Source organism: Chitinophaga sp. YR627 (genome assembly GCF_900114995.1).
In the GTDB taxonomy this organism is placed as follows: Bacteria; Bacteroidota; Bacteroidia; order Chitinophagales; family Chitinophagaceae; genus Chitinophaga.
On record NZ_FOUX01000001.1, the window covers coordinates 1,045,969 to 1,063,378 of the forward strand.

Annotated in this window: 13 protein-coding genes; 2 read left to right on the plus strand and 11 right to left on the minus strand. The window is 44.1% G+C overall.

What is annotated here, in order from left to right; translation table 11 throughout:
- Window positions 1–97 precede the first annotated feature (97 nt).
- The 7 genes from BMZ72_RS03780 to BMZ72_RS03815 form a co-directional block, all read right to left on the minus strand.
- The gene (locus BMZ72_RS03780) at window positions 98–1,042 is read right to left on the minus strand and encodes a hypothetical protein (protein WP_255373093.1); all 945 of its coding nucleotides are present in this window, start codon (window positions 1,040–1,042) and stop codon (window positions 98–100) included.
- A 190-nt stretch (window positions 1,043–1,232) separates the two neighbouring features.
- Complete coding sequence (locus BMZ72_RS03785; RefSeq protein ID WP_143087588.1) at window positions 1,233–2,357, minus strand: hypothetical protein; 1,125 nt, start codon at window positions 2,355–2,357, stop codon at window positions 1,233–1,235.
- A gap of 80 nt (window positions 2,358–2,437) precedes the next feature.
- The gene (locus BMZ72_RS03790) at window positions 2,438–3,877 is read right to left on the minus strand and encodes a hypothetical protein (protein WP_255373094.1); all 1,440 of its coding nucleotides are present in this window, start codon (window positions 3,875–3,877) and stop codon (window positions 2,438–2,440) included.
- 445 nt (window positions 3,878–4,322) lie between these two features.
- Entirely contained in the window at window positions 4,323–5,732 is a 1,410-nt protein-coding gene (locus BMZ72_RS03800) for an efflux transporter outer membrane subunit (protein WP_089805396.1), read from the minus strand.
- Window positions 5,733–5,750: 18 nt separating this feature from the next.
- Entirely contained in the window at window positions 5,751–8,927 is a 3,177-nt protein-coding gene (locus BMZ72_RS03805) for an efflux RND transporter permease subunit (protein WP_089805398.1), read from the minus strand.
- Between the two features lie 16 nt (window positions 8,928–8,943).
- On the minus strand, window positions 8,944–9,975 hold the full coding sequence (locus tag BMZ72_RS03810; RefSeq protein ID WP_255373095.1) for an efflux RND transporter periplasmic adaptor subunit: 1,032 nt from the start codon (window positions 9,973–9,975) through the stop codon (window positions 8,944–8,946).
- A 145-nt stretch (window positions 9,976–10,120) separates the two neighbouring features.
- Window positions 10,121–10,648, minus strand: a complete 528-nt coding sequence (locus BMZ72_RS03815) for a DUF420 domain-containing protein (protein ID WP_089805402.1) — start codon at window positions 10,646–10,648, stop codon at window positions 10,121–10,123.
- A 489-nt stretch (window positions 10,649–11,137) separates the two neighbouring features.
- On the opposite strand from BMZ72_RS03815, the gene BMZ72_RS03820 reads away from it, so the two are divergent.
- Window positions 11,138–12,214 carry a GlxA family transcriptional regulator gene (locus BMZ72_RS03820; protein WP_255373096.1) on the plus strand — a complete coding sequence of 359 codons (1,077 nt, stop codon included), beginning with the start codon at window positions 11,138–11,140 and terminating at the stop codon, window positions 12,212–12,214.
- 33 nt (window positions 12,215–12,247) lie between these two features.
- On the opposite strand, the gene BMZ72_RS03825 is transcribed toward BMZ72_RS03820, so the two are convergent.
- The 3 genes from BMZ72_RS03825 to BMZ72_RS03835 all read right to left on the minus strand — a co-directional run bounded on the left by BMZ72_RS03825 (window position 12,248) and on the right by BMZ72_RS03835 (window position 14,472).
- Window positions 12,248–12,859 carry a Crp/Fnr family transcriptional regulator gene (locus BMZ72_RS03825; protein WP_089805406.1) on the minus strand — a complete coding sequence of 204 codons (612 nt, stop codon included), beginning with the start codon at window positions 12,857–12,859 and terminating at the stop codon, window positions 12,248–12,250.
- Window positions 12,860–12,996: 137 nt separating this feature from the next.
- The gene (locus BMZ72_RS03830) at window positions 12,997–13,755 is read right to left on the minus strand and encodes a pirin family protein (protein ID WP_089805408.1); all 759 of its coding nucleotides are present in this window, start codon (window positions 13,753–13,755) and stop codon (window positions 12,997–12,999) included.
- A 117-nt stretch (window positions 13,756–13,872) separates the two neighbouring features.
- On the minus strand, window positions 13,873–14,472 hold the full coding sequence (locus BMZ72_RS03835) for a Crp/Fnr family transcriptional regulator (protein WP_089805410.1): 600 nt from the start codon (window positions 14,470–14,472) through the stop codon (window positions 13,873–13,875).
- Window positions 14,473–14,592: 120 nt separating this feature from the next.
- Here BMZ72_RS03835 and BMZ72_RS03840 point away from each other — a divergent pair, with 120 nt between their 5' ends.
- Window positions 14,593–15,426 (plus strand): alpha/beta hydrolase, encoded by an 834-nt coding sequence (locus BMZ72_RS03840; protein WP_177222668.1) that lies wholly within the window; start codon window positions 14,593–14,595, stop codon window positions 15,424–15,426.
- Window positions 15,427–15,550: 124 nt separating this feature from the next.
- Here the strand turns inward: BMZ72_RS03840 and BMZ72_RS03845 are convergent, their stop codons facing one another.
- Window positions 15,551–17,374 (minus strand): T9SS type A sorting domain-containing protein, encoded by a 1,824-nt coding sequence (locus tag BMZ72_RS03845; RefSeq protein WP_089805414.1) that lies wholly within the window; start codon window positions 17,372–17,374, stop codon window positions 15,551–15,553.
- Window positions 17,375–17,410 lie beyond the last annotated feature (36 nt).

Below are 17,410 nucleotides of genomic sequence, written 5' to 3' on the forward strand. Positions count from 1 at the left end.
CTACTTTTAATATTTTAATGTTATAATAGCCAGCAGCATGTTTATATGCAATCTGGAAATATCACTTATCCTTTTCTAGGATTTTTTGTCTGGAACCCTACTTCGTTTTATTCATGCTTTGATCAGATTGCCTTTCAAGTTCGCGGATGCGCTTTTCCTGCTCAATCAAATGCAACGTCAGCTCCTCAATCTTCTGCAATAAAATCTTGTTCATCTCTCCAAGATCAATTCCCTCTTTTGTCACCTCTTTAGCAGACGGCACATCCGGAAGGTGCTTGTTAGCCTTGATATAATTCTCCAGCTCACATAGTGAAGGCAGTTTATACTCCGGTTCGAATACAAAATCCGCCCAGTTATTCTGCTCTACCTTCACTCTTTTTCCTCTAATTGCCCCACTTACTGCCAGTTTAAATTCTCCCGGATCAGTAGTGCCGACCGCAATATTTCCCAAAAAATAGTTATTACCCTGCCCTGCATAATAAGCAGTACTTGATGAAGTATAGCCATAGGTATTAATATCCGGGTCTACAGCTGTTTTTACCGTATACGTAATGCCACCAGGTTTATAGGTGATTGGAAGAACCGTGCCGTCGTAAACCTGTGGCGCGACCGGAAAACTCGATTTATAGAAGTATGTAGTGTTGCCACGCAACCAGATAACAATAGTAGCTGCATTATTATCACTGGACACATCCTTCCAGCCGGCAACAAATAATCCCTTGGTGGGAACTGCAAGGTTAGCCTGCTTCACGTCTCCATCTATAAATCCGGCTCCATGACCGGCATTTCGAACGTGAAAACGAAACTTTGCAATCATAGATCCGCTGTTACTTCCGTCGTTATTCGTTGAAGACCGACCCAATTCCAGATCCGTAGCTACATTCGAAAGCCATCCACCATCAAAAAAGCTAACAGGATAATACTTATCGATGTCACCCTTTACTCTGATTGTATCCGTTCTTACCTGAGCCTTTAGAGCGCCAACAGTTAAAAGGGACAGCATGCCCAATACTGCTGTTATTATGATTTTACTTCTTTTCACAATTGTATATATTTAATGATTGGTTAATTTTTATGCTGAAATGTGGGTAACGCCAACCATCAGGTATAACCTAACAGATGTCTGGCAAAGCCGGGAAACCCCAATAGACGAGTCAATATGTTGTCAATTTGAAAAAGTAAATTGATTGGCTTTACTATCACGAGAAAGTCGATTGAGCCAATAGCTAATGCTATTTCGATTTTAATTCTTCTGTAATTAGTCGCACCTTTTCTTCCAGATCTCTGTTCCTTTTGCTTTCTTCAATCAAATGCAAAGTCAACTCTTCAATCTTCTGCAACAGGATCTTATTCATCTCTCCAACATCAATCCCTTCTTTCACCACATCTTTCGCAGAGGGCACGTTCGGCAGGTGCTTGTTAGCTTTAATATAAGTTTCCAGCTCGGCTAATGAAGGCAGTTTATACTCCGGCTCAAAGACAAAATCTGCCCAGTTTTTCTGCTCAACTTTAACCCGCTGAGAAAAAATAGCTCCATTTACAGTTAGCATCGCTTCAGATGAAGGATTAGTAGTTCCTATACCAACATTCCCGGTACGGTTGATCACCATTCTGGGAAGCCCATTCGTAAACAACTTTATACCACCTGCTCCACTAAGCCAGAATGAATAAGCTCCTGTATTCCAACTGTCCGATGTCCACTGGAACCCATAATGAGGTTGTGGCTTACCATCGTAGGTGAAATTATCTGTCAGTGATACGCCAAATGGTTTATTCCCAAAAATGGATACACTGTTATAAAAAGTCTGCGCACCTGATGGATCGGTCAAAGGCAGTCGTGTAAACACGTTATTATCGAAGTCACATTTAATCGGACCCGCTACTGAAGTAGCAAATCCCGTTGGCGCTGTTGTGGTCACTCCAAATGGCGCCGTATTCAATGGGTTATCAAACTCAAAATTACTTTCCGTACGATAGTAGACAAATCCCCAAAGAAAGTTTGAACGTACCCATAACGCATTGTTATAGATATAAAATGTTGCCGCTGCAGGATTACCCGAGGTACACACGATTTCCAGTCCATCAAACCGGTCTGGAGTATTTTCATATTTGTCCACCCGTATGGAGTAAGTTCCTTGCTGGTTAAAATAGTTGGCATCTGCCTGAACACTCACTTCGACAATAGTAGAATATCGATGATTCGATGCATTCACCTGCAATAATTTGAAATAATTTAAGTTGTTGGATGCATTCTGAATAGCACCAGCCCTTGTCCAGCTGGTCTGCGCACTGGCAGGGGAAACTATATTCAGCATGACTAATGCCCATACAAAAAGACAATGAAATACTTGTTTCATAAAAGATGTATTAAATATTTAAGCGTATAAATTAGATGATAAGGTTTATCTGATTTTTATAGCGTTCTGGATTAAATCAATTACCAGATATATCCTAAGCGGAGTTTAACAGGACTTGTGGCAGGGGTGTTCCGTTGGGCCAGAAAATCATACAACAACATGATATTGCCTTTCAGTTTCGGACCGGCTTTGTATTTCTTCGAGACGCCCAACAAGGCACTCCCTTGCCAGCCGCTCCAATCCTTCAGCTGGCCTGCACGAGATATCGTTGAAACATGGTTCTGCTCAAAGCCTCCATTTACGAAAAACGTGCCCTTTAGCTTCCAGTCTGCAAAAGAGCGCAGGCCTACACCCTGGTGGCTCACAGCTATGTGATTCCAGCCTGAACCCAGTCCTAATTTATAAGACGCACCTATACCAGCAGAGCCATTCTTATGAAACTTATAGCCCACCTGGCCCGCAATGTCAGAGGTAGTTGGAAAATAACGGTTAGACTTTTGGAACTGAATATTTCCGCCAAACTCTAATCGTTGCAGGAAGCTTTTAGTCTTCATCGGATTGGGTTTGAAATCGGGCATTTCACCAGCATTATCCAGATCGGGAAATTTTTCCTTCAAATCATTCAACTGAGCTCTGGCCTGCTCCATCTGCTGGCCAACAGCCTGACGGGCCACAGGATCACTGCCCAGCCGCTGCTGGATCAGCTGTTCCACCTGTGAACGGGTTTGCAAACCTTCCAGGCGCTGAGGCACATTGCTACCGGCATTACCCAAGTTGAACAGGCTTGCTATCTGAGAATGCTTACGGAGGAAATCATTGTACTCAGGCATCTTCTTTAGTACCTCCATAGCCTTCGCCTCTGCCTTCTTTTTGTCTTTGAGTACAGCCTTGTACTCGCTAACCTGCTGACCATAGTAATAAGCCTCCTTATTGATCTTCATCAGGTCTTTAGAAAAGCCCGTATACTTCGACAGCTGTTCCTTCAGCTCTTTCTTATGTTGGCGGATATAAGCCTTGATCTGGTCCGCCTGCTGCAGTTTGTCCTGAAGAGAGGCCACGCTCTTCGTCGCATCATTTAGTTTCCCCTTAGGAAAGCCCAGGAGATCACCTTTGCCTTCGAGAAAGTTTAGGGAATTGCTTAAAGTATCGAGATACCCGTTTGCGCTCCCTAAGGGCAGCTTGCCTGGCAGCTTACTTTTAAGTCCCGCCCTCAAATTCCCCAAACTATCAATAGACCTGGAGAAAATATTCATTGCCGCTACAGAGTCAACCTTCCATAGGCGGACTTTCATCTTTTTCTCCTGCTTCATCAGGCGGCTCAAAACCTTGTCGGTATGTGTGCTTACCTGGTGCTCCATACGGGCTGACTTCTGTTTTACCTGCGAAAGATATCTGGCAGGCAACTGAGATGATTTTATAATACTGCTATCCTGGACCGGCGAACTCGAATCTTTACGCTGTGAGTCAACAGAAACGTGCAGATTTATCATAAGAAGACTTACAATAATCCAACTACTCATAAGTATAAGGTTAATATCTAAATTGAAAATGCTGACATTCTACGAACAAAGTATAGGTAACCACAACGGTTATTGGGAACACAAAACTTTTACCGGGCTCAAAGATTGCAAAACAAGCTGAAAAAACACATAACATCTTCGTTGTATGGCAGTTATCCCATTGCCTCCCTCCATTTTAAACAAAGAAAGCAACAGCATACGCATTCTATATGCGTGAAGAAATTTAGTGTTTATTCTTCGGAACAAATGATAGACCATTAGGCCAATCAGATTTTTAACAGTGTTAATTTCATGTCTCAGGATATCTGGCAAGATATATAAAAAAACGGAAGGCGAAGCATCTGCTCCGCCCGCTCCGTCATCAGGTAAACTGTCAGCCCACAAACCGCAGCCACACACATCCCCAACAGCCTTACCTTTATACACCCAACATCCTTTACCGTCACTAAATACCACCACCAAGACTCCTATACAAATCAGCTATTGCGGTCAACTGCGAACGCTTAATACCCGCAAGGTCCAGTTCACATTGCAGGACATTACTTTGTGCTGTAATTACCTCCAGGTAGTTCGCCATTCCGTTTTGGAAAAGTGCATTTGCATTCACAGTAGCTTCCTGCAGGGTTTTGACACGTTCAGTTACAATGGTCTCCCTTTCCTTTAGTTTTTCGATATTAACCAAAGCATCCGAGACCTCACTTACCGCTTTCAATACCGTCTGCCTGAAAAGCAGAGCGGTTTTCTCCCGTTCGATCTGTGCCACCTGATATTGTGTGCTTAATTCTTTATGCTGAATGAATGGTTGCGCTATACCAGCCCCGACGATGCCGAAAATTGATCCTGGTATATTGAACCAGTCACTTGCCTTGAGTGCGTTCAGACCACCGGAGGCCGTTATACGTAATGCAGGATATAGTTGCGCTTTCGCAATACCAACCCGCGCATTTGCGGCCATCAGATCCAATTCCCTGCTTTTAACATCGGGTCTCCGGTTGACCATTTCAGATGGGATACCCGTAGATAAGATGGAAGGAAAAATAATGTCATTGAGCAGGCTATTCCGGTCAATCTTATCCGGAAGTTGCCCTGTTAAGACCCGAAGCGCATTTTCCTGAATAGTAATTTCCTGCTGCAGTTGTGGTACCAGTCCAGCTGATACCTGACGTTGAGCAAGCGCTTGCTGCACACCCAGCAATGTGACCTGTCCGGCGTCGTACTGTAGCTGGACGATACGCACTGTGCTGTCGTTGAGTATAAGATTCTTTTTTACAACATGCAGTTGAGCATCCAGCATCAGTAAATTAAAATACCCTTGCGATACAGCTGCAATCAGGCTTGTCTGCACTGCTTTACGTGCTTCCTGGGATTGCAGATATACAGCCAGGGCAAGTCTGTTGGTATTCCTGATCTTGCCCCATATATCAGCTTCCCAGCTCAGCGCAAGATTGGCGGAGTAATCTTCCAGGTGATCTGTTCCCAAAAACTGGCCAAGTGTCAAACCGTTTAAACTGTTGTTTGATGGATTCGTGGTGGAGGCTGTGACATTCAGTCCAACAGTCGGTACATTATTCCATCTAGATTGCTTTAGGAGTAACTGTGTCTGCTTCAGGTTCTCAAGTGCGAGTAACATGTCGAAGTTTCTTGTTAATGCACTATCGATCAAATCCTGCAGCGTCTTGTCTGTAAAAAAGGATTTCCAGGGAATATTTGCAATGCTGACACTGTCAGCATCCCTGACGTTACGGTAAGCAGGAGGCAAATCCGATGGTGGTGTTGGCAGATCCCTGGATACCTTGCAGGCGCCAGCCAGGGTCAGCGAGAAAAGGACCTGATATATTTTTATATGATTGTTCATGGCTTGTATATAAGGTAATTAAAGAACAGGTGCTGGTTCAGTTTTAAGAACCTGCCCATCTTCAACCAGCTTCTTTTTTCCGGCAACTTTTTCGTGAAGCGCCTGGAACACGACAAATAATACAGGGATGATAAAGAGACCCAGTACGACCCCGCCCAGCATGCCGCCAGCTGCACCGATACTAATTGAATGGTTACCCATAGCAGACGGTCCCGTCGCCCGCATCATGGGCGAAATACCCGCTACAAATGCGATCGATGTCATAATGATCGGGCGAATGCGAAGTTTGGCAGCTTCCAATGCCGATTCTAAGAGTGTGTGTCCGGCATGTCTGCGTTGAACGGCAAACTCAACGATCAGAATGGCATTTTTTGCCAGTAATCCGATCAGCATAATGAGTGCTACCTGGATATAAATATTATTGTCGATACCGGCCATGCCGATCGCCAGAAAGACGCCAATGATACCAGTAGGAACAGACAACACGACCGCCAGAGGCAGTATATAGCTGTTATACTGGGCACACAATAAAAAGTAGACGAATAACAGAGAGAGCGTAAATATGAGCAAAGATTGTCCGCCAGAGGAGATCTCTTCTCTTGTCATTCCGGAAAACTCGAATGAATAACCTGCAGGTAACACATTCGCCGCTACTTCCCGGACAGCCTGTATCGCATTTCCTGTACTATAACCTGGTTTTGGTACGGCATTTACGCCTATTGAGTTGAAAAGGTTATAACGGGTGATCGCTTCGGGACCAAACACCCTTTTTAGCGTTACCATCGTATTTATTGGCACCATGTTGCCGGTGCTGTTCTTCACATAGATCTCATTCATGGAAGCAGGATCCGCTCGTTCCTCTTTCTCTGCCTGTACCATTACCCGATAATATTTACCAAACCGGTTAAAATCGGAAACCTGGGCACTACCAAAATAGGATTGCATGGTGCTTAACACATCCTTTTCATCCACCCCGAGTTGTTCGATCTTTTCGTGATCAAGGATCATCTCATATTGCGGGTAATCTGCACGGAATGTAGTAAAAGCAACAGCGATTTCCTTACGTTTCATTAATTCAGCAATAAACCGGTTGGCAATACCGCCAAACTTATCCAATCTGCCACCTGCTTTATCCTCCAGGACCAGATCCAGTGCATCAACATTGCTGAATCCCGGTACGGTTGGGAAAGAAAAGACAAAGCATTGCGCACCTTTTATCGTATTAAGACGCTTTTGCAGTTCAGCAATATTTGCTGAGACATCATTCATTTCACCACGTTCGCCGTCTTTTTTCATCCTGAAAAAAGCTACGCCGGATGAGGGGCTTGTTGAATTGGTCAACACATTAAAACCGGCCACTTCATTGAAAGCAAATTTTGCTTTCATATCTCTTACTTTGTTAGCCGCTTCATCGAGAATAGCTTGTGTTCTGTTCATCGAAGAACCCGGCGGAAGGTTTACCGAAATCGCAATAAAACCCAGATCTTCTGATGGAATAAAGCCCGTAGGTGTTCTCCGTATTAGCCAGCCAGTTATCAGCACGATCAGCACCAGTCCCCCAAGACTGGCCCATTTGTATTTGATCATGCGCTTAACCGCTCCAACGTATTTTCCGGTAACGTTTTCAAATCCTTTGTTGAAAGCAAAGAAAAATCGCTGTTTAAAGTTGGCCGGTTTTCCATGGTGATCATGATTTACGTCTTTCAATAGTAAGGCACATAGCGCCGGACTAAGGGTTAAGGCATTTAACGCAGATATAGCAATAGCGATCGCCAGCGTAAAGGCGAACTGCCTGTAGAACACACCTGCTGAACCTTGCATAAAGCCGACAGGAAGAAATACAGCTGCCATAACAAGGGTAATTGAAATGATCGCACCGGTGATCTCATGCATGGCGGACATAGTGGCTTTCCTTGGAGAAATGTTTCTATGCTCCAGTTTGGAATGCACCGCCTCTACGACCACGATCGCGTCATCCACAACAATACCGATCGCAAGGACAAGCGCAAATAAGGTCAGCAGATTGATGGAGAATCCAAAGACAGACATAAAGAAGAAGGTACCAATGACAGCTACGGGCACTGCTATGGCAGGGATCAGTGTGGACCGGAAGTCCTGTAGAAATATATACACCACAATAAAAACGAGGATGAAAGCTTCCAGCAAAGTATGCTCGACCTGATCGATGGATTGATCCAGCATATCTTTGGTATTGTAAAGTATCTGTTGTTTGATCCCCGGTGGGAAATCCTTCTCCGCTTTTTTCAGAAACTCCGCAACTTTGGTCTGTATTTCTCTCGAATTAGACCCCGGCAGTTGTATGACCTGAAATAAAACACTTTGCTTGTCGTTGACCGTGTTTAATGAATTATAAGTATAGCTGCCTAATTCAACTTTTGCTACATCCTTCAATTTGAGCATACTACCGTCGGTGTTCGCCCGGATGATCATATTTCCATAATCCTCCGGTTTAGTATACTTACCGGCATATTTTAGCACGTATTCGAAAGATCTGTTGCTCGATTCTCCAAATCTTCCGGGAGCGGCTTCCTGATTTTTGCTTTTGACAGCTGCCATCACCTCAGTTGGCGTGATATTGTAAGTAGCCATTTGTGCAGGATTGAGCCAGATCCGCATGGAATAATCCCTGTTACTACCGTAGAATGTTACCTGTCCGACGCCCTGTATACGCTTAAGCTCTGGTATGATGTTGATTTGCGCATAGTTGGTCAGATAAGTGGCATCATACAACGCAGGCTTTTCGCTCATCAGGTTGATCGCCATAATCAGTGAATTCTGCACCTTTTGGGTGGTTATACCCGCCTGAACTACCTCAGGAGGTAGAAGTCCGGTGGCAGATGATACACGGTTCTGCACATTCACCGCTGCCTGATCGGGATCAGTACCCAATTTAAAGTAAACTGAAATAATCAGGGTTCCGTCGTTGGCAGAAGTAGAACTCATATAAGTCATATTCTCCACCCCATTTATAGCCTCTTCCAGCGGTGGTGCTACGGCACGCACCATCGTTTCAGCATTTGCACCAGGATAATTGGCTGCAACCTGTACAACCGGTGGTGCGATATCGGGGAATTGTTGTATAGGCAGATCCTTCAGACCCACCGCGCCAAGAATTACCAGCATGATGGAAACCACCGTCGCGATAACTGGCTTGTCAATAAAAACTTTTAACATGATGTTGTAATTATGATTAATTGCTCGCCAATTTTTCGTTCGATATTTCAGGCTTTACGGTTACGCCATCCCTGAGAGATTCCAGCCCCTTTAAAACAAGCCGGTCACCATGTTTTATCCCATTAGAGATATAATAAGTGCTTCCGGTCGATCCGGATATTGTTAATGCCACCTGACGTGCTTTATTATTAGGGTCAACTATAAATGCAAATGTTTTATCCTGCATTTCGAATGTGGCAGACTGTGGTACACTGATCACTCCGGATTGTTTAAGTGCCAGTTTTATCCGGCCTGAGTTGCCGGAACGTAGTAAACCTTCTTTATTTGGGAATGTTGCGCGTAAAGTAATTGCCCCGGTATTTTTATCAAAAGCTGCATCAACCATATCCAGTGAACCTGTCTGTGAATATTCTTTTCCTCCGGAGAGTAACATACTTACAGCAGGCGCATTTTTCAATTTCTCAGCGATCGAAGTACCCTTTAAACCATCCTTGAAAGTGACAAAATCAGCTTCTCCAATGGAAAAATAAGCATGCACTTCCCGGTTGTCAGAAAGATAGGATAGTGGCTGGGTATCTGAAGGTGCAAGTAGACTCCCTGCTTTCTTGAAAAGCCTGCCGATATAACCGCTAACTGGCGCTGTGATAGTAGAGAATCCCAATGTGATCTTCGCATTTCCCGCTTTTGCACTTGCTTGCTTTTCCTTAGCAAGTGCGGCTTCATAGGCCGCTTGCGCAGTTTTTAGCTGATAAGCAGATACCACTTTATTCTGAACCAATGGCGTCAACTTATCGATTTCCAGTTTTGCTGCAGCCACGCCCGCTTTTGCAGCAAGTAATTCTCCCTCCGCATTGTTGTATTCCTCACGATAAGGTCGCTCGTCTATTTGAAATAAGGGAGCCCCTTTTTCTACATAAGCGCCTTCAGAAACATATATTTTTTCCAGTATCCCCGGCACCTGGGTTCTGATCTCAACATCGGTTTGACCCTCTAGTTTTGCCGGATATTCCGTATAGACAATGGCATCCCCCGAATTGACGGTAGCCACTGGTACAGTTGGTGTAGTAGCCGTTTGCGATTGTGTACCGCCGGACGAACAGCCCGAAAGTATGATGGCATTGGCTAACATGCCGTATATCAGATTTCTTTTCATAAAATTTATATATAGCGTGATAAAAAAATTGCTGAAAATATTAATGAGGATAATAAGGTGATATCATCAGATAAACAATGACTCCGGTGGAGCTGACATATAACCATATAGGCATGGTCCATGCTGCCATTTTACGATGCTTTACAATATTGCCATTCAATCCCATCCCCATAGTGATCAATGCCAGCGGTACGATCAACACAGCCAGAAAAATATGCGTGGGTAATATGAAGAAGTAAATTCCCCTGACGATACCGGTACCTCCGAATTTGGCGGAAGGCGTTGAGAAATGGTAAAGCAAATAGGAGAAAAGAAATAAGGCAGTAAACGCAAATGCCAGAAATATGAAACTTCTATGCAGCAGCACATTTTTTTTCTTTATTGCGATCAGGGCTGCAAGCAAAGCAATAAATGTGGCTCCGTTTGATATGGCATTGATCAACGGCAGCACGGAAAAATCATAGCCCTTCAAACAATCGAATTTCGGTAAGAAGTAGGCAGTCGCTATCAGACCATTGATAGCAATAGTCAATCCCCCGATTAAAGGGGTATAGTTTTTTTGTTTCATAAGGTTTAAAAAATTATAGTGATGGTTGGATTTAATGACATGCCGGGGCAGCAGCCCGCTCGGAATAAATGTCAGATGACACCAGGATAAAGTGTTCGGAGAAAATCCTGGAACATACTACCGCGTATGTTCCAGGGTGCTGTTTACCTGATATCTTTTTTCATATTTTAGTTCTGATTCCTTTCTTAATATCTCTGTTCCGTTTAGTGTCGTTTTTATCATTTCCATCCCATTAGTCTGACGCAAAGTTATTTACCTTCAGCTGGTATTCGCAATTCCGCCAGACTATCAGGCATGTCGAAAAATTATCTGAATGATGTATTTCTGTGTTAGAAATTAAGATCCCATTAGTGATTAATGGTTTGATTTTGAATGTTTTGAAATGGAGATATTTAAAGCATGTAAATTTCTCTCCAGTATAAAAAAATGGCCTAAAATGCGTCATTTATGTCCTTTGAGACAACATATTACTCGCCTAATTTTGTTGTTATGAAAGAAGTGGTTCCCGGAAGCAGAAAAAGATCAGAGAGAAAAAAGATCGTTATCGTGGCTATGACTGGCCGTATGCTAATGGACTTCGTTGGCCCGGCAGACGTATTTACTACTGCCAATATATTTCTAAGGCACTTAGACATAAGTGAGGGGTATGATGTTCAGATCGCATCTCCAACAGCCGAAAAGAAAGTTACTACAGGTGCAGGTGCAGATATTTTATGCCAGATAAGCGCGATCAATATCAGATCGCGTATAGATACGCTTATTATATCCAATTACGAATCGCATGAATCTTCTGCGGAATTGTTCGATCCTTTTTACAGTTGGCTTTCGGGAAGGAATGAAAAAAATACACGTAGAATTGCTTCTGTTTGTGCAGGTGCATTTGCTTTAGCTAAAGCAGGCCTTATCAACAATCGTAAGGTAACAACCCATTGGGGACTGAATGAGAAACTGCAAAAAAGCTATCCGCAGCTCAGCGTTGATACGAATCCTTTCTTCGTGAAAGATGGGCATATTTACACCTCAGGCGGAGTATCTTCAGGCATCGATCTGGCATTGGCAATGGTAGAGGAAGATTTTGGTAAGGAAGTAGCTATTCAGGTAGCACGGGAACTGGTCGTCTATTTATACAGACCCGGCTATCAAAGCCAGTTTGCAAGTTTGCTCCCGTCTCCTGAAAGTTCGGGTCTTAGCCAGAAGTTACGTATCTGGGTAATGGCACATATGCAGGAAACACTGGATGTCCGCCGCATAGCAGAACATATGAACATGAGCCCCCGCAATTTTACCAGGGTATTCCATAAGCAGACAGGTTCCTCTCCCGCGAAATTTGTAGAGAAAGTACGTGTTGAGCAGGCCCGGAAATTACTGGAAGACACAGATAATTCGCTGGAAAATATCGCAGAGATGTGCGGGTTTGGTGGTCTTAGCTCTTTGCGTCGGACGTTTTTAAGGTTGTTGATGACTACCCCTTCTGACTACCGTCGGGTATTCAGGAAAGCGTTGAGAGATGCCGGTTTGGGAGAGCACTATCCGTTGAATATTATTCACCATAGTGAGACAGATTGATAATTTGTCAGTTGCTGGCGCAATAATGCTCAATTACCAGCCAACTTTCGCTGATGACAACACCTTCTCCCGTATCGCCTTCGACCGTACCGTATTAAAAAATTCCGGCGTAAACCCCAGATAACTCGCTATATGTTTCTGCGGAACACGTTTATCTATTTCCGGATATTTCTCCCGAAAATAATTATATCGCTCACAGCCATTCATAGATAACAGCTGTATCTGTTTAAGATGTATTGTGGCAAGCGATTTCTGATAGGAGATACGGAAGAAACGTTCAAGGGCAGGCACATCGATCAGCAGTTCTTCCAGTGCGATATTAGGAATATGTACTAATTCGCTGTCTTCCAGGGCTACGATGCTGCAAAGCGCCGGGGTATTAAATGTCCTGCTGTATATATCTGATAACCAATAACCCTCTATGGCAAAATATGTATTATGCTCCGTTCCTTTCTCATCGATATAGTATGTGCGCAGACACCCCTTATTGACAAAATACTCGTGGCGGGCATCGTCACCAACTCTTACAAGGAATTCTTTGCGCTTAAGCTTCTTAATGCGCAATATCGCACAGAGTTTCATTTCCTCCTGTTCAGTGAGTTGCGTATGACGGCGTATGGTAGAAAGTAAACGTTCAAAATCCATGTGGTGGCATTTTATAAGAACGCCATAAAGCTCAGGATTTTGAGGAAGATAAAAAATTAAGGTACCTTAATTTTTTATCTTAGGAAGGTAGCAATATCCTCTTATGAGAAGGTAGTAAGCATGTGTCAAAGAGATGATCAATCAAGAGGAACACCACTAATGAATAATAAATGACAATCCTCCTTCGCCAAAAAAGTAATCTTTGTGTCTTCCATAGATGATCCCAACGCTACCGTTTCATAGGGATTCAATGTAAAGCTTTCAGCTGCCGCTTCTATTTGTATCACACCTGATAATACATAGAACACACCATTCCATCCTGCAGGCAGTAGGTGTTCAAAGCTTTTACCCACAGCGATGGTGAGATCGAGGAAGGTGATACGCTCCGGAGTGACAACCTCATTCACCATGTCTGCTGCAGCTCCTGCTACTACTTTCACTTTTACGCCATCCGTATCTCTTAATGGCATTTTCTCAACCGGAATGAGTATGCTTTTAGGAGGTAAATTGCGGGTCTCTGCTGGTATTTCAAGAAATAATTGCAAACCGTGGATCTTCGTATCAGCGGTTTCGGGAAATTCGTGATGTGTCACGCCATTACCTGACCATGTCCACAGCAGACTACCGCTTGTGATCGTCAGATCTGTTCCCATAGAATCCCTGTTGTGATAGAACGCAGAATCTTCGAAGAGATAACTGAGCGCAGAGATATGGCGATGCTGATGTGGACCAAATACGTCACTGCTAAGTCTGAAATCATCAAAGCCAATCACCGGACTTAATAATCCATCATATTCTTTTCTGTTAGCTCTATAGGCAGAGAAAGACGCATTTCCCGTACGGTCAAGCGCTACAATTTTTGACCTTTTAGGAAAGGACATTAAAACAACAGACATAATACTAATTTTAAAGTGGACGATAGCATTGCTGCTCACATGCCCACAAAGGTGTGCCTTTATCCAAAGATGAATCTTAAGATATCTTTAGTATTACAGGAACGCAGGTCTTATTTCCTATTTTGAAGCTTCTTTTTTTGCGCGTAGCACTTTGGCGTGAATAGTATTAAAGAACTGAGGAGTTAAGCCCAGGAAGGTAGCGATATGTTTTTGTGGAATACGGTTTGCGAGCGCCGGAAAGCGCTCCCGGAAATAGCTATAACGCTCCTCCGCCGTCATATATAACATCTGGAGGTTCTTCAGGTGTTGGTTGACCATAGATTGCTCATAGGAAAGCCGGAAGAAGCGCTCAAGCTCAGGCACCTTCGTCATGAACTTTTCCAATGCCTGGTGATTGATTTTCACCAGCTCCGAGTCCTCAAGTGCAACAATATTACAATAGGAAGGAGCCATCTGGGTACGACTGTACAGGTCGGATATCCACCAGTCCTCTATTGCGAAATACAGGTTATGTTCCAGGCCCTTCCTGTCTACAAAATATTGCCGGAGACAGCCCTTGTTAACAAAATATTCATCTGTACAAACATCGCCCTCCCGTAGTAACAACTCCTTCCTTTTAACGGTTTCTATGCTCAGTAAATCACAAAAAGCGGCTTCCTGTGCTGGTGTCAGGAGAACGTAACGGCTGATATTCCGTAGGATGTTGTCGTACTGCATATTTGACGTGATTATAGTCCGGCGCTCAAAATTAACCGCTGGCTGATGGAAAAAATTAAGATATCTTATTTTTTCCCAACAGCGGACCTCAGACTTTTGCGTTATTAAATCTTGATGCCAATGAACAAATTTAAGGAAGAACGCGAAGCTTTTGAAGCAATAGGTAATACCTATGCTGTTGCGGATGGGATCAACAGGACTAAGGTGACGATCGCAGGTGTTCCTTGTGCCTGGTTTTCGCCAGATAACGCTCCAGAGAACGATATTGTGGTTTACATCCATGGCGGAGCTTTTATCTATGGTTCGCTTACATCACACGCACCCCTGGTAAGTCACATCGCCCGGACATTAAACCGGCGGGTATTGCTGATTGACTATCGCCTGGCTCCCGAGCATCCTTTTCCTGCAGGCATTGAAGATTGTATTGCTGTAATCACCATGCTTACGGCAGAAAATCCACAGATTACTTTCGGTATTATTGGTGATAGTGCAGGTGGTAATATTGCTATGTCTATACAGCTTTTCCTCAGGGAAGCTGCAGGTCCGTCAGCAGGATACACGATTGTCATTTCCCCCTGGGTCGACCTTACCTGCACCAATACCAGCTATGAGCGTAATAAAATACTGGACACTATATTGTCACAGGCCTATCTCAGGCAATGTGCCACTATGTATGCTGCGGGTAAAGATTTATCAAATCCGTATCTGTCGCCTGTCAACGGTAGTTTCCAGGGCTTAGCACCGGTACTGATATTGTGTGGTACCCATGAGATACTGCAAGATGATGCTGCTAATTTGTATAAACGTTTACTGGAGTGTCAGGTAGAGACGGAATTAATGCTGTTTGAAGGCGCATTACATGTATGGCCATTCACAGATATTTCAAGTGAAGCTTCGCAGAAGGCGTTGAACGAAATGGCTGCTTTTAGTGTTAAATATCGTCAATCATTATGAATGTAACGTTATTGTGATGGGAGAGAAGCAGCGGTGAACTGTGATGATCAACATGGTATCTGGAATAAATAAGCGGGCGTCTACTATTAGTGGACGCCCGCTTGTTTTGATATTCAGGAGAAGCTTAATGCTTCATTATTTTAAAAGTTTCGTTTTTATTATTGTCTCCCACCTGGATGAAATACAAGCCGGACGGCAGACCATCAAGTGATAATGTTTGTCTGTTGTTATCCTTGATTTCAACGGTCTTTATCAGGCGCATATCGGCACCAAATACTTTCGCCTGTACTTTGGCTGTAATAGGTTTGCCGTATTCGATGAAGACGTAATTGCTGGCCGGATTTGGATAAACGCTCACAATGTCTGGTCTGGTAACTGGTGTCACTTTAGGAAGCGTGCCCGGAGCAGCTACCCTTTGTTCAATTATACCGCTGTTGACTGCATCGAATGGATTGATAAAGAACTGACCACAGAGCAGTTTTGGATATACTTTCTGGAACAGCGTATATTTCTCCGCGTAAGGTTTGAAGGAAAGGGCGATCGGCGATACGGAGAGCTGCTTGGGACTTAAATTAATGATGCTCACCGGTGGCTGGTGTAACTTGATACACTGCTGATTGGTAGTACTAAGATCACGAAGCAGCACATTCGTAAACGTACTGGTATTGCTGGTGCTGCTGATGATATAGTTGGCATTGGCCAGTATCGCGAACTTATCCTTACCCGCGGCTTTTATTTCCAGGCCATACCTTTCCGTGTAGCTGGCCGTCTGAGGGAAGGTGCTGAATTCCACAAGCCCCAGAGAGCCAGGAACGTAACGCAGTTGCAGGAAAAACACTTCTTTACTCACCGCAGTGTAGTAACTGGTAGTAAAGCCGGTGAGATAAAGGAGATAGTTTTCGTTGCCCAGGTTGCGGATAACGAGATCATTGGACTCTTCTATACCGGCGTCACCTACATGGAAAGAGCCGGCTATGACGCCATTTTCTCTTACATCTATGATCAGTACCTGTCTGTTGACTGCCCCTGTAGGAGCCGTGACATCGGTGAAACCGGAAATAAAGAAGGCATCATTACCGGAAACATTGGTACGTTTAACGATCTTGGTACCTGCAGATTCCGTGGTAGCGCCGAGATAAGCGAAACCGGTAACCGGGATACCGCTGGGCTGGAGACGCAGGAACAATACCTGGCGTGGGCCGCCAAAGCCGCTGGTACACAGTTCCACATAACCAGTCAGGATGATATTATTATCGGTAGCTTCTGTGAGTGCCAGCGCATTGGCGTTACAGGTAAAGTTGGTAGAGTACTGGTAGTTCCACACGAGAACGCCTGCACTGGTCAGGCGGGTTGTCAGGATGTTGATCTGCTGACCTGCCGGCGCCGGACTATAACGACCTGCAATGATCACATCGCCGTTAGCAGCCTCGATAAGATCATTGTACTCGATAAGCGCGTTGGCATTGGCAGTACTAACGGCAGAGAAGTGCAGTTTTTGTACCCAAACCTGATTCAGTAACTGATCCAGGCGGATGATCACCGGGGTAGAATACACGGGAATACCATTGATCAGGTTAGGGGACTGGATCACGTAACCTAAGAGGTAGTAGCCTTTTCCGCTTTTCATGCGGATAATTTTCCTGGGCAGCAGAGAAGGTAACAGCTTACCAGGCTGTGGTACGATGTGCTCGGAAATGAAGTTACCGCTGGCATCAAACTGATCCAGTGATAAAGAACTTTTCGTTGAATCCTGGTACACGTTGGCACTCCATAACAAAAAGGCTTGTGAAGCACCACCTGGGAATGGCGTGTCTACGACGAAACTTGTTGCCTTGTAGTGGAATTTCAATGCGAAGGTGTTGTAGTACTGCTGATCCGCATTTTGTGCCTGGGTAGCGCTCAAACAAATAATGAAGGCAATAATAGACAGGTATAAGTGTTTTTTCATTTAGGGAATTTTAAAAGGGTTATCGTAAAAGGTGTG

Excerpts from the sequence above, each read along its gene's own strand:
- BMZ72_RS03840 (WP_177222668.1), top strand. The coding sequence starts at position 14,593 with ATGAACAAATTTAAGGAAGAACGCGAAGCTTTTGAAGCAATAGGTAAT.
- BMZ72_RS03820 (WP_255373096.1), top strand. The coding sequence starts at position 11,138 with ATGAAAGAAGTGGTTCCCGGAAGCAGAAAAAGATCAGAGAGAAAAAAG.
- BMZ72_RS03815 (WP_089805402.1), bottom strand. The coding sequence starts at position 10,648 with ATGAAACAAAAAAACTATACCCCTTTAATCGGGGGATTGACTATTGCT.
- BMZ72_RS03785 (WP_143087588.1), bottom strand. The coding sequence starts at position 2,357 with ATGAAACAAGTATTTCATTGTCTTTTTGTATGGGCATTAGTCATGCTG.
- BMZ72_RS03835 (WP_089805410.1), bottom strand. The coding sequence starts at position 14,472 with ATGCAGTACGACAACATCCTACGGAATATCAGCCGTTACGTTCTCCTG.
- BMZ72_RS03800 (WP_089805396.1), bottom strand. The coding sequence starts at position 5,732 with ATGAACAATCATATAAAAATATATCAGGTCCTTTTCTCGCTGACCCTG.
- BMZ72_RS03845 (WP_089805414.1), bottom strand. The coding sequence starts at position 17,374 with ATGAAAAAACACTTATACCTGTCTATTATTGCCTTCATTATTTGTTTG.
- BMZ72_RS03825 (WP_089805406.1), bottom strand. The coding sequence starts at position 12,859 with ATGGATTTTGAACGTTTACTTTCTACCATACGCCGTCATACGCAACTC.
- BMZ72_RS03830 (WP_089805408.1), bottom strand. The coding sequence starts at position 13,755 with ATGTCTGTTGTTTTAATGTCCTTTCCTAAAAGGTCAAAAATTGTAGCG.
- BMZ72_RS03790 (WP_255373094.1), bottom strand. The coding sequence starts at position 3,877 with ATGAGTAGTTGGATTATTGTAAGTCTTCTTATGATAAATCTGCACGTT.
- BMZ72_RS03805 (WP_089805398.1), bottom strand. The coding sequence starts at position 8,927 with ATGTTAAAAGTTTTTATTGACAAGCCAGTTATCGCGACGGTGGTTTCC.